A 13,465-nucleotide genomic window follows, 5' to 3' on the forward strand; every position below is an offset into this window, starting at 1 on the left:
GTGTAACGCCCCCCGCGCCATCCCCACCGTTCCCAGCCGGGTCCGCCCCGCGCGGACCGACCGACGAGGAGAGCCCACCTTGCCGACTCCCGCCTCCGACGCCTCCACAGCCCCCGCCGTCTCCGCGGCACCCGAGGCCCTGCACTCCCTGCTCGACGAACTGCGCGCCGCGGGCGTCCACCTGTGGGCCGACGACGGCCGCATCCGCTTCCGCGGCCCCACCGGAGCCCTCACCGACGAGCACCGCGCCATCCTGCGCGAGCACCGCGACAGCGTCCTGGCCCTGCTGGAGGCCGAGGCCGCCCCCTCCCTGACCCCCGACCCCGACGCGCGCCACGACCCCTTCCCCCTGACCGACGTCCAGGGCGCCTACCTCGTCGGTCGCGGCCCGGCCTACGACTACGGCGGCGTGGCCTGCCACGCCTACGCGGAGCTGGAGTTCGACGACCTCGACCCCGACCGCCTGCGGACCGCCTGGAACGAGCTGGTGCGCCGACACGACATGCTGCGCTCCGTGGTCTCCCCCGAGGGCCACCAGCGGGTGCTGCCCGAGGCTCCGGGGGAGTCGCTGACCGTAACCGAGGTCGGCGGCGGAGACACCGCCGCCCACGCCGCCCGGGCCCGCGAGCGCCTGCGCGACCTCGTCCCCGACGCCTCCTCCTGGCCGCTGGTGCGTCTGCACCTCACCCGCGGCGACGACCGGGCCCACCTGCACCTGTCCGTGGACCTGCTCGCCGCCGACTACACCAGCGTCCGGCTGCTCCTGGACGAACTCGCCGCCCTCTACGCCGACCCCGAGCACCCCCTGCCGCCGCTGGGGGCGACCTTCCGCGACTACGTGCTCGCCCACCGGTCGCTGCGCGAGGGCGCACGCTACCACCGCGACCGCGCCTACTGGACCGAGCGCGCCGACGACCTGCCGCCCGCCCCCGAGCTGCCGCTGGTCGAGCACTCGACCGACGCCTCCGCCCGCTTCACCCGTCTGGCCGCCGCCCTGCCGCCGGAGCAGTGGCGGGCCCTGCGCTCCCGGGCCGCCGACCGCGGCCTGACCCCCGCGGGTGTGGCCCTGGCCGCCTACGCCGAGGTGCTGGCCCTGTGGTCGCGCCGCCCCGACTTCACCCTCAACCTGCCCGTGTCCCAGCGCCTGCCGCTGCACCCGGACGTGGACCGCGTGGTCGGCGACTTCACCTCGCTGACCCTGCTCGCCGTGCACGCCGACGACGGCGCCACCTTCACAGAGCGCGCCCGCACCCGCCAGGGCCGCCTCATCGAGGACGTCGACCACTGCCTGTACTCGGGCAACGAGCTGCTGGCCGAACTCTCGCGCCGCCGCGACGAGCCCGCCGTGCTCATGCCCGTCGTCTTCACCGGCGCGATCGGCACCGAGGAGGACGGCGACGACTCCTGGGCCGCCCGGGAGGTCCACGGCCTGTCCCAGACCCCGCAGGTGTGGGTGGACTGCCAGGTTTCCCTGGCCGGGGGCGCCCTGGCCGTGCGCTGGGACGTGCGTGAGGGAGTCCTGCCCGACGGCCTGGCCGCCGACGCCTTCGCGGCCTACACCGACCTGCTGCGCCGCCTGGCCCTGTCCGACGAGCCCTGGGACGAGGCCGCACCGGCCGCCGTCCCCGCCCACCAGCTCCTCGCCCGCGCCGGGGCCAACGCCACCGAGGGCCCCCTGCCCGACGCCCTGCTGTACGAGGACGCCCTGGCCGCCGCGCTGCGCGTCCCCGGGGCCCCCGCCGTCATCCACCCCGACGCGTCCCTGACCCACGGTCAGCTGTGGGCGCGGATCACCGCCGTGGCCGACGAGCTGCGCGCCCGCGGCTGCGGCCCGGGCGACCGCGCGGCCGTGGTCATGGACAAGGGCGTGGAACAGGTGGTCGCCGCCCACGCCGTCCTGCTGACCGGCGCCGCCTACGTCCCGGTCGACACCACCCAGCCCGCCGCGCGCCGCCGCGCCATCCTGCGCGACGCCGGGGTGCGCCACGTCCTCACCCAGTCCTGGCTGGCCGAGATCGGCGACTGGGAACAGGACGTCGAACCCGTCGAGGTGGACGCGGTCCCCGCCGCCGACGCGGTTCCCGAGGCCTGGACGCCCGACGCGCTCCCGCCCCGCCCCGTGGACCCCGACGCCCTCGCCTACGTCATCTACACCTCCGGCTCCACCGGAACCCCCAAGGGCGTCATGGTCAGCCACCGTGCCGCCCTCAACACGATCGCCGACGTCAACCGACGCTTCTCCGTCGGCTCCGGCGACAGGGTCCTCGGCCTGGCCGCCCTCGGCTTCGACCTGTCCGTCTACGACCTGTTCGGCCCCCTCGGCGCGGGCGGGGCCATCGTGCTCCCCCACGCGGACCGGCGCGGAGACCCCTCGCACTGGGCGGAGCTGGCCCGCGAGCACGGGGTGACCCTGTGGAACTCCGTGCCCGCCCAGATGGGCATGCTCGCCGACTACCTCTCCACCGCGCCCGCGCAGGCGCCGACCAACCTGCGCGTTGCCCTGCTCTCGGGCGACTGGATCCCGCTGACCCTGGCCGACCGAGTCCGCGCCCACCTGCCCGGCACCGCCCTGTACAGCTTCGGCGGCGCGACCGAGGGTTCCATCTGGTCCATCCACCACCCCATCGGTGAGGCCGACCCGTCCTGGCCCAGCGTCCCCTACGGCCGCCCCCTGACCAACCAGACCTTCCACGTCCTGGACGGTCGCATGGGCGACCGCCCCGACTGGGTCGCGGGCGAACTCCACATCGGCGGAGCGGGCGTGGCCACCGGCTACCTGGGCGACGAGGCCCGCACCGCTCAGCGCTTCGTCACCCACCCGCGCACCGGGGAGCGCCTGTACCGCACCGGCGACCTGGGCCGCTACCGGCCCGGCGGCGACATCGAGTTCCTGGGCCGCGAGGACGACCAGGTCAAGATCCGCGGACACCGGGTGGAGCTGGCCGAGATCGAGGCCGCCCTCACCGCCCACCCCGCCGTGGCCTCCGCCGCCGTCCTGGCCGTGGGCGGGCGCGAGGACCGGCGCCTGGCCGCCTTCGCCGAGACCGCCCGCCGCCCGTCCGACGCGCCCGCCGGAACCGGATCCGGGACCGCCGCCCGGGCCGCCGCGTCCGCCGTCGGCGAGGCCACCGCGAACCTGGACCGCGATGACCTGGCCGCCTTCCTCGACGCGATGCGCGCCACCGCGCTGGGCGCCATCACCCGCACCCTGACCGGCGCCGGACTGTTCTCCGACACCGGCCACACCACCGAGGAGGTCATCGAGCGCCTGGGCGCCGACCGGCGCCACCACCGGCTCGTGCGCCGCTGGCTGCGCGCCCTGGCCGACGCCGGACGCCTGACCCGCGACGGCGACCGGTGGAGCGGACTGCGCCACGTGGACGAGGACGGCCAGCGCGCCGCCTGGGAGCGCCTGGCCGACCTGGAACGGCGGGTGGACTACGGCACCGAGGTCCTGGAGTACATGCGGGCCTGCTCTGGCCGCCTCCCCGAACTGCTGCGCGGCGACCTCGACGTGCGCACCCTCCTCTTCCCCGGCGCCGCGCTCGACACCGCGGGCGCCGCCTACCGCGACAACCTGGCCGTGCGCCACCTCAACGCCGCGGCCGCCGCGGCCCTGGCCGACGCCGCCGCCAGCCGGACCGCCGACGGGCCGCTGCGTGTCCTGGAGATCGGAGCGGGCGTCGGCGGCACCACCGAGGCCGTCGTCACCGCCCTGGCGGGCCACCCCGCCGAGTACCGCTTCACCGACGTCTCCCCGTTCTTCGTCAACGAGGCCAGGGAGCGGTTCGCCGACTTCCCCTGGGTGTCCTTCGGCCTGTTCGACCTCAACCGCGAGGCCGGGGCCCAGGGCTACGCGCCCAACTCCTTCGACGCGGTCGTGGCCGCCAACGTCCTGCACAACGCCGTGGACGCCGACGCCGCCCTGGCCCGCGTCACCGAACTCCTCGCCCCCGGCGGCCACCTGGTGTTCCTGGAGACCACCGCCGAACACGACCCGGCGCTGCTGGTGTCCATGGAGTTCCTCGACGGGCTCGACGGAGGCCACCGCGACGCCCGCGCCGAGCACGACCAGACCTTCCTCACCCGCGACCAGTGGGAGAGCGCCCTGGAGCGGGTCGGGGCGACGGAGCCCCTGGCCCTGCCCGGGGCGCAGGACCGCCTCGCCGAGACCGGGCAGACCCTCTACCTGGCCCGGGTGAAGACCGACCGGACGCCGGTCACCGCCGACGAACTGGTCCGCCACACCGCCACCCGCCTGCCCGAGTACATGGTGCCCGCGCACTGGCGGCTGCTGGACGCGCTGCCGCTCACCGCCAACGGCAAGGTCGACCGGTCCGCTCTCCTGCGCGCCCTGCCCGGGGACGACGCCCCCGGAACCGCCGACACCGCCACCGGCGAGCCCGCCGACGACCTCGAACGCGCCCTGTGCGGGCTGTGGGCCGAACTGCTGGAGCGCGGCGCGGTCGGCCGCGACGACGACTTCTTCGCTCTGGGCGGCGACTCCCTGCTGGTCGCCCGCATGGTCGGCAGGCTCAGCGAGGTCCTGCCCGACACCGGAGCCGACATCGAGTGGGAGGTGGTCCTGCGCCACATGCTGCGCCGCCCCACCGTCGCCGGACTGGCCGCCTACCTGCGCGACCTGTCCGGACAGGTCCGCGCCTCCGCCGAGGGCAAGCCCGACCCCTACGTGCCCCTCAACGGGCCGGGCGGGGGCGCGGTCACCGCCCTGGTCCACGCCGGGACCGGAACCCTCATCCCCTACCGCTCCCTCATCACCGAGATCCGGCGGCGCTCGCGCGGCCAGGCCACCCTGGTCGGACTGGAGCTGCCCGACGTCCCCGCCTTCCTGGACGCCGACCCCGCCGCCGTGATCAAGCGCTGGGCCGCCGACTACGCCAACGCCCTGCTCGAACGCGGCGGCGACCGCTTCCACGTCGTCGGCTACTGCCTGGGCGGCCTCGTCGCCACCGAGGTCGCGCGCACGCTCACCGACGCCGGGGCCGAGGTCGCCTCCCTGACCGCCATCAGCACGCACCGGCCGCCGTTCCGCCTGGACGACGAGCTGATCTCGGAGTACGCCTTCGCCGTCATGATGGGCATCGACCCGGTCTCGGTGGGCTTCCCCGCCGACGAGAACCGGGTGTCGGCCGCCTCCGACCGGCTGCTCGCCGCCACCCCCGGCCTGCTCCCGGACGGCGCCATCGGCCGCCTGACCGGCGAGTACGCCGACGTGGCCGAGAGCTTCCGCGAACTGGCGAAGGTGCCCCGCCAGACCAGGATCGAGCGGATGTGCGCCGCCGTGCCGCCCTCGGCCGGGACCTACACCCCCGAGGCGCTCAACGAGATGTTCGCGATCTTCCGCCAGAGCGTCTTCGCCATCTCCCGCTACGAGCCCGAGCCCTACGCTGGAGACGTCACCTTCCTGCGCCACGGCGGCGCCTACCCCTTCCCCGGCAACAAGGAGAGCGTCACCACCTACTGGGAGCGCCTGGTCCTGGGCGGACTGGACATCGTGGACGTGCCCGGCGACCACTTCAGCCTGCTGTCGGTGCCCTACGCCCCCGGCGTCCTCAAGCGCCTGGAGGACATCACCGGAGGGGACGTGGTCCGGTGAGCGGCGCGACCGACCGCGCGGTGGGCGTGGTGGGCGCCTCCGGGGCCGTGGGCCGGGCCGCGGCCCGCCGCCTGCGCGCCCTGGGCCACACCCGCCTGCTGCTCGGGGGGCGCCGTACCGCGCCCCTGGAGGAGCTGGCCGCCGAACTGGGCCCCGACACCGCCGTCCGGGCGGTGGACGCCGACTCCCCGGAGTCGCTGCGGGCCTTCTGCTCCGGACTCGACGTGGTGCTCAACTGCGCCGGGCCCTCCTACCGCATCGCCGACGCCGTGGCGGTGCGGGCCCTGGACGCCGGAGCCGACTACGTGGACGTGACGGGCGACGGGCCCGCGCACGACCGCCTCAGCCGCACCCCCGCCGCACGGGACCACGCGATCGTCCTGTCGGCGGGGGTGCTCCCCGGCCTGTCCGCCCTGCTGCCGCGCTGGTTCGCCGCCCGGTACGGCCTGGAGCGGTTGAGCGCCCACGCGGGCGGGCTGGAGAGGTGCACCGGGGCCGCCGCGGGCGACCTGCTGCTCTCCCTGCCCGGCGCCGACGACCCGACCGCCGTCTTCGGACGTCCCCTGGCCGCCTGGCGGGAGGGCCGGGTCGTGGAGAGGGCGCTGCGCGCCGCCGACGGCGTCCGGCCGCCCGGGTTCCCGGGCACCGCGTTCGTCCAGCCCTTCCTCACCGAGGAGGCCCGCCGCCTGGCCGCCGACCTGGGCCTGCGCGAACTGGAGTGGTACAACGTCCACCCCGGTGAGCGGGTCCGCGCCGTACTGACCTCGGTCGCGGGGCGCCCGGTCGCCGACCCGGCCGAGGCGGCGGAGCGCCTGCGGCGCGCGGCCGGGGTGGACCTGGCCGGGCGCACGCCCTACTACCGGCTCGTGTACGCGCTCACCGCCCCCTCCGGGCGGCGCAGCGTGATGACCGCGCGCTTCTCCGACAGCTACCGCATGACCGGCCGCGTGGGCGCGCAGGCAGCCGACGCGGTGGCGCGCGGCCTGGTGCCCCGGGGCCTGCACCACGCCGCCGACGTCCTCGACCCCGAGGCCGCGGTCACCGCCCTGTTCGACGACCCCGAGGCCGCGAGCCTGCGGGTGGAGGACGCCGCGAGCGAGGACGCCGGTGTCGAGGAGGGCGCACTGTGAGCCCGCGACCCCTGCGCGTGCTGCTGTGCGGCACCGGCTTCGGCCGCTTCTACGCCGACGCGCTGGCGCGCATGCCCGACACCTTCGAACTCGCCGGGATCCTCTCCCGGGGCGGCGAGTTCTCCCGCCGCTACGCCGAGCGGGCCGGGGTGCCCCTGTACACCGGCGTCGACCAGGTGCCCGACAGCGTCGACGCGGCCTGCGTGGTCGTGGGCGCGGCGGTCTCCGGCGGGGCCGGGGGCGAGCTGGCCCGCGCCCTGCTGGCCAGGGGCGTGCACGTCCTCCAGGAGCACCCCGTCCACGAGGACGAACTCACCGCGGCCCTGCGCGCCGCCCGCGGCGGGGGAGCGGTCTACCACCTCAACCCCTTCTACCGGCACGTGGCGCCGATCCGGCGCTTCCTGGAGGCGGCCCGTGTCCTGCGCGAGCGGGGACCGGTGCTGTTCGCCGACGCCACCTCCGCCGTCCAGGTCCTGTACCCGCTGCTGGACGTGCTCGCGCGCGCCCTGGGCGGGCTGCGCCCCTGGGCGCTGACCGAACCGCTCGCGACGGACCCCGGGGTCGCCTCCCTGACCGCGCACGCCCAGCCCTACCGGGTGCTCCAGGGCAGTGTCTCGGGGGTCCCCCTGACCCTGCGGGTGCAGAACCAGATGGACCCCTCCGACGGGGACAACCACGCCCTGCTCTGGCACCGGCTGGCCCTTGGCACCGAACACGGGGTGCTCACCCTGGCCGACACCCACGGCCCCGTGCTCTGGCAGCCCCGGCTGTACGCGCCCCGCGACGCCCACGGCCGCCTGCGCTCCACCGGACCGGACACCGGCCACCTGGCCGAACCGGCCACCACGGTGCTGGAGGGAACGGACGCGCCGCCCTACCGGGAGGTCTTCGACCGCCTGTGGCCCGAGGCGCTCACCCGCGCCCTGGCCGACTTCGCCGCCGACGTGCGCGCCGGGGCCAACCCGCTGGTGCGGGGGCAGTTCGACCTCGGTGTGTGCCGGATGTGGCACGAGACCACCGGCCGCCTGGGCCGGCCCGAGGTCATCCGCCCCGGTCCGCCCACGGCGCACCTGGGCGCCGCCGACCTGGGGCCGGCTCCGCGCGACGGGGACGCCCGGGAGACGGCGCCGTGACTCCCCTGGCCACGCCCCCCTTGCTCCCCTGGGCCCCGCGGACGGTCTGGGACGAGGCCCCTCCGCCGGGGACGAGGGCTTCGCCCGTCATCCCCGCAGCCCCCGCCCCGTGGCACGGGTCCCCACCCGAGACCTCCGGGGGTCTTCCGACTCCGTGGACCTCAAGCAACGCGACCCCGTCAGAAAGGCCGACAACCCCATGACCCCCGCTCCCGCGCGATCCTGGCTGCGCCGCTTCCGGCCCCGCCCCGGGGCCCGGACGCGCCTGGTGTGCCTGCCCCACGCGGGCGGCGGCGCCAACGCCTACCGCGCCTGGGCCGCGCTCCTGCCCTCCGGCGTCGACCTGGTGTGCGTGCAGTACCCCGGCCGCGAGGACCGCTTCGGTGAACCCCTCGTGGACGACATGGCCACCGTCGTCACGGCCGTCGCCGGGGAACTCACCCCCCTGCTCGACCGGCCCTACGCCCTGTTCGGCCACAGCATGGGCTCCGCCGTGGCCTACGAACTGGCCCGGTCCCTGCGCGCGGCGGGCCTGCCCGAGCCGGACCGCCTCTTCGCCTCCGGGCGCCGGGCCCCGGCCGACGCCCCGCCCGGCCGCGTCCACCTCGCCGACGACGAGGCGATCGTCTCCGAGCTGGTCCGCCTGGGCGGGACCCGGCGCGAGGTCCTGGAGGAGCCCGGCCTGCGCGAGGCGGTCCTGGGCTACGTCCGCAACGACTACCGGCTCGTGGAGCGCTACACGCCCTTCCCCGGACCGCCGCTGAGCTGCCCGGTCAGCGTGTTCCTGGGCGACGACGACCCCGAGGTGGACGCGGACCTGGCCCGGCGCTGGTCGGCCACCACCAGCGGACGCGTGGACGTGCGCGTGTTCGCGGGCGACCACTTCTACCTCGGACCGCAGCGGGAGGCCGTCGTGTCCGAGGTCCTGCGCCGCCTGGACCCGGCGCTGGCCGCAGCAACCGGGCCCTGGCCCAGCACCCCCTGACCACGCCGCAGAACCTGGAGGACACCATTCCCGCCATCGACTACTACTCACCGGGCGCCGAGTTCTTCGACCTCGTCGGCCACCGGCACATGGTCACCAGCACGCCCGCCCTGCGCGCGGCGCTGACCGGCCTGGACACCGCCCACGGACCCGTCGTCGACATCGGCGCGGGCACCGGACTGGTGACCGCCGCCATCGCCGAGATCCTGCCCTCGGCCGGGATCCACTCGGCCGAGCCCTCCCCGAACATGCGCGCGATCCTCACCAGCCGCGTCTTCGCCGACCCCGATCTGCGCCGACGCGTCACCGTGCTGCCCGAACCCGCCCAGGACCTGCCGCTGCCGGACTCGATCTCGGCCGCGGTCGTCTTCGGCGTGGCCGGGCACATCCCCCGCGCCGAACGCCTGGTCCTGTGGCGGCGCCTGGCCGAACGGCTCCCTCCGGGCGGCCCCGTGGTCGTGGAGCTGATGGGGGTGGACACCCCCCGTTCCATCCCGTCCGTGCGCATGTGCCGGGAGACCGTGGGCGACCAGACCTACGAGTGGTGGATGTCCGGCGAGCCCGCAGGGCCCGGGACCATGCGCTGGCGCACCCAGTGGCGGGTCTTCCGCGGCGGCGAGCTGGTGCGCACCGTCGACGACGAGTACGACTGGGAGACCTTCGGCGTCGAGCGCCTCGCCGAGGAGTCCGGCATGTCCGTGCGGCGCCTGCCCCGGACCGGCCGCGAGGCCACCCCGGAGATCGGGGTGCTGGTCAGGTGAGCACCGCACAGGACACCTCCCCGCGAACACAGGCCGCGCCGGAGCCGGGGGCCGGGCGCGCGCCCTCCCCGCTCGGCGTCCTCCTGGAGCCGATCCGGGGTCGCGTCCGCGCTGCCGTGGCCCTCCAGGGCCTGGCCAGCGCGCTCGGCCTCGTCCCCCTGATCTGCCTGGCCGAGGCCGCCGCCGCGCTGCTGGCCGACGGGCCGACCGACACCGCCCTGGTGTGGACGCTGGTCGCGGCCGCACTGGCCGGAGCGGTCGCCGCCCTGGCCGCGGGCACCGCCTCCACCCTGGTCGGGCACCTGGCCGACAACGACATGCAGCTGTCCGTGCGGCGCGCCCTGGCCCACCACCTGGGGCGCGTTCCGCTGGGCTGGTTCTCCGGCCGCGGCTCGGGCCGGGTCAAGAAGGCGCTGCACGACGACATCGAGGACGTCCACTCCCTGGTCGCCCACACCCTCCCCGACCTGGCCGCCGTCGTGGCGGTCCCCGTGGTCGCCCTGGCCTACCTCGCCTCCGTGGACTGGCGCCTGACCCTGGTCGCGGTGCTGCCGGTGGCCGCGGGAGTCCTGCTGTTCGCGCGGGCCATGGCCGGGTCCATGAAGAAGATGGCCGAGTACGCCGAGGCGATGGGCGCGGTCAACACCGCGGCCGTGGAGTTCGTGGACGGCATCCAGGTGGTCAAGCACTTCGGCGGCCACCGCAGGGCACATGAGCGCTTCACCCGGGCGGCCGACGCCTTCGCGGACTTCTTCGTCTCCTGGTCGCGCGCTACCACCCCGGCCACGGTCGCCTCCTTCCTGGTGCTGTCGGCGCCCACGGTCACCGTCACCGTGGTGGCGGCGGGGGCGGGCTTCGCCGCCCTGGGCTGGAGCGAACCCGTCTCGGTGGTGGCGTTCGCCCTGCTGGCCCCGGCGCTGTGCGCGCCGATGAACGTGATCGGCTCACGGGTGCAGCAGATCCAGACGGCGCGGGCCGCGGCCGGACGGGTCCGCGACCTGCTCGCCACCCCGCCCCTGCCCGACGGCTCCGGCGGGGGACCGCGGGGCGCCCGCGTGGTCTTCGACGGAGTGCGCTTCGCCTACCCGGCCCAGGACGGCGCCGAGGGGTGCGGGGCGGGCGAGGAGGTCCTGCGCGGCGTGGACCTGGTCCTGGAACCGGGCACCGTGACCGCCCTGGTCGGCCCGTCCGGCGCGGGCAAGACCACCCTGGCCACCCTGCCCGCGCGCTTCGCCGACGTCACCGCGGGCGCGGTCACCGTGGGCGGGGCGGACGTGCGCGACATCCCCGCCGAGGAGCTGTACCGCACTGTCGGCTTCGTGTTCCAGGACGTGCGGCTGCTGCGGGAGACCGTGGCCGACAACATCGCCATGGGCCGCCCCGGGGCGACCCGTGAGGAGGTGGAGGAGGCCGCCCGCGCCGCCCGCGTCGCCGAACGCATCGAGGCGCTGCCGCGCGGCTACGACTCCGTGGTGGGCGAGGACGCCGACCTGTCCGGCGGTGAGGCCCAGCGGGTCTCCATCGCCCGCGCCCTGCTCGCCGACACCCCCGTGCTGGTGCTGGACGAGGCCACCGCCGCCGTGGACCCGGTGTCGGAGGCGGCCATCCAGGACGCCCTCGGCGAACTGGCCCGGGGCCGCACGGTCCTGGTGATCGCGCACCGGCTGAGCACCGTGACCGGGGCCGACCTCATCGCGGTCATGGACGAGGGGGGCGTGGTGGAGCGCGGCACCCACGACGAGCTGCTGGCGCGCGGCGGCCGGTACGCCGACCTGTGGCGCGCCCAGCACCCGGAGGCCGGTGACGGGGGCGGCCCCGGCGCGGGCACCCGCGACGGGGAGGCCGACGGCGGCGTTCGTGACGGGGGCCCGCTCAACAGGGACGCCCATGACGGGGCCGCACGAGACGAACCGGGAGAAGACCAGTGATCCGCGCCTTCCTCAAGGCCCTGGGACCCGAGCAGGCCGGGCCCATGCGCGCGAGCCTCGCGCTCACCACCGTCGTCTCGGCCCTCCAGGGCGTGCTGTTCGCCCTCCTGGTGCCCGTGCTGTCCCACCTCCTGGGCCCCGACCCGGACCGGGCCTGGCCCTGGGTGGCCGTCCTGCTCGCCGCCACCGCCGTCTACGCGGTCCTGCGCGCGGGCAGCCTGTACCTCAACTTCCGCGTCGGCGGCGCGCTCTCGCGGGCACTGCACCACCGGCTCGGCGACCACGTCGTCCGCCTGCCCCTGGGATGGTTCACCGGAGGCCGGGTCGGGGAGCTCAACCGCCTCGCCACCGACGGCGTCTCCCGGGCCGCCAGCCTGCCCGTGCACCTGTATCCGCCCCTGGCCGACGCGGTGGTCACCCCCCTCGTCTCGGTCCTGGCCCTGTTCGTGTGGGACTGGCGGATAGCGCTCGCGGCCGCCGCCTGCCTGCCGGTGCTGTGGATGGTCTTCACCCTGTCCGGGGAGGCGGTCGGGCGCAACGACGCCGCACGCGACGCCGTCACCGACGAGGCCGCCGACCGGGTCCTGGAGTACGCCCGCGCCCAGCCCGTGCTGCGCGCCTTCGGCAGGACGGACAAGGGCGGCCAGCGCCTCGACGCGGCGCTGGAGGCCGAGCACGGCGCCGCCCGCCGCCTGCTGCTGCGCGCGGTCCCCGCCCTGCTCGGCTACTCCTTCGCGGTGCGCCTGGCCTTCGGCCTGCTCCTGGTCTCCACCGTGTTCCTCGCGCTCGGCGGCACCCTCGACTCGCCCCTGGCGGTCGCGCTGCTCGTGCTCGTGGCCAGGTTCGTCCACCCCCTGTCCGGCGCGGCCGACCAGGGGGCCGCCCTGAGGATGGCGACGAACGGGCTCAACCGGATCAACGCCGTCCTGGAGGCGCGCCCCCTCCCCGAACCGGACACGCCGGTGCCGCCCCGGGGCGCGGACGTGGAGTTCGACGACGTGTCCTTCTCCTACGCCCCGGACGGGCCCCGCGTCCTGGACGGGGTCTCCTTCCGGGCCGAACCCGGGACGCTCACCGCCCTGGTAGGGCCCTCGGGTTCGGGCAAGACCACGGTGGCCCGGCTGCTGGCGCGCTTCCACGACGCCGACGCGGGCAGCGTGCGCCTCGGCGGGGCGGACGTGCGCTCAATCGGCAGCGAGGAGCTGTCCCGGCACGTGGCGATGGTCTTCCAGGACGTGTACCTGTTCGACGCGAGCATCGCCGAGAACGTGCTCCTGGCCGCCCCCGCAGCCACGCGGGAGGACCTGGACCGGGTGGCCGCCGCCTCCGGCCTCAACGCTGTGGTGGCCGAGTTGCCGGACGGCTGGGACACCCGCGTCGGCGAGGGCGGCGCCTCGCTCTCGGGCGGGCAGAAGCAGCGGGTCTCCATCGCCCGCGCCCTGCTCAAGGACGCCCCGGTCGTCGTCCTGGACGAGGCCTCGGCCGCCCTGGACGCGGAGAACGAGGCGCTGCTGACCGCGACCGCTGTTTCCCTGGCACGGGAGCGCACGGTGCTCGTCATCGCGCACCGGCCCGCCACCGTGGCCGCCGCGGACCGGGTGGTCTTCCTCGACGCCGGACGCGTCGCGGAGGCCGGAACCCCGGCCGAACTCCTCGCCGCGGGCGGGCGCCACGCCGAGTTCGCCCGTGCGCGCGAGCGGGCCCGGGGCTGGAGGCTGACCGCCCAACCCTCCTGACCCGGACCGGCCGTCCGGCCCGGACCGGTCCCGATCGCGTCCGCGCGCGGCGTCCCCACCGCCGCGCGCGGGCCCCACACGTCCCTTTCCGAACCACGTGCGCACAGGCCGCCCCGGCGGCCCCGCGCCCCGTCCGCCCGCCCCGTTCTGAACCGCACCCACAGCGGCGTTCCGC

7 protein-coding genes are annotated in these 13,465 nt (G+C 76.1%); all 7 read left to right on the top strand.

Features of this window, described 5'->3' with window-relative positions; translation table 11 throughout:
• The first annotated feature begins 79 nt into the window (after window positions 1–79).
• Window positions 80–5,617: a non-ribosomal peptide synthetase gene (locus ABD54_RS29400; protein WP_152692072.1), complete on the top strand. Its 5,538-nt coding sequence runs from the start codon at window positions 80–82 to the stop codon at window positions 5,615–5,617.
• A complete protein-coding gene (locus ABD54_RS21600) occupies window positions 5,614–6,747 on the top strand; it encodes a saccharopine dehydrogenase NADP-binding domain-containing protein (RefSeq protein WP_047871352.1) in 1,134 nt (377 codons plus the stop codon). Before ABD54_RS29400 ends, ABD54_RS21600 begins: the two co-directional genes overlap by 4 nt.
• Window positions 6,744–7,880, top strand: coding sequence for a Gfo/Idh/MocA family oxidoreductase (locus ABD54_RS21605; protein ID WP_047871353.1), 1,137 nt, complete (start codon window positions 6,744–6,746; stop codon window positions 7,878–7,880). Before ABD54_RS21600 ends, ABD54_RS21605 begins: the two co-directional genes overlap by 4 nt.
• Window positions 7,881–8,079: 199 nt before the next feature.
• Window positions 8,080–8,865: a thioesterase II family protein gene (locus ABD54_RS21610; RefSeq protein ID WP_047871358.1), complete on the top strand. Its 786-nt coding sequence runs from the start codon at window positions 8,080–8,082 to the stop codon at window positions 8,863–8,865.
• Window positions 8,866–8,954: 89 nt separating this feature from the next.
• A complete protein-coding gene (locus ABD54_RS21615) occupies window positions 8,955–9,626 on the top strand; it encodes a trans-aconitate 2-methyltransferase (protein ID WP_047871354.1) in 672 nt (223 codons plus the stop codon).
• Window positions 9,623–11,554, top strand: a complete 1,932-nt coding sequence (locus ABD54_RS21620) for an ABC transporter ATP-binding protein (protein WP_047871355.1) — start codon at window positions 9,623–9,625, stop codon at window positions 11,552–11,554. Before ABD54_RS21615 ends, ABD54_RS21620 begins: the two co-directional genes overlap by 4 nt.
• Window positions 11,551–13,290: an ABC transporter ATP-binding protein gene (locus ABD54_RS21625; RefSeq protein ID WP_047871356.1), complete on the top strand. Its 1,740-nt coding sequence runs from the start codon at window positions 11,551–11,553 to the stop codon at window positions 13,288–13,290. The genes ABD54_RS21620 and ABD54_RS21625 overlap by 4 nt, the downstream gene beginning before the upstream one ends.
• The last annotated feature ends 175 nt before the right edge of the window (window positions 13,291–13,465 follow it).

Source organism: Nocardiopsis sp. RV163 (assembly GCF_001029525.1).
GTDB lineage: Bacteria > Actinomycetota > Actinomycetes > Streptosporangiales > Streptosporangiaceae > Nocardiopsis > Nocardiopsis dassonvillei.

Bases quoted from the DNA above. Each gene is read 5' to 3' on its own strand.
- ABD54_RS21615 (WP_047871354.1), top strand. From the start codon at position 8,955: ATGGTCACCAGCACGCCCGCCCTGCGCGCGGCGCTGACCGGCCTGGAC.
- ABD54_RS21610 (WP_047871358.1), top strand. From the start codon at position 8,080: ATGACCCCCGCTCCCGCGCGATCCTGGCTGCGCCGCTTCCGGCCCCGC.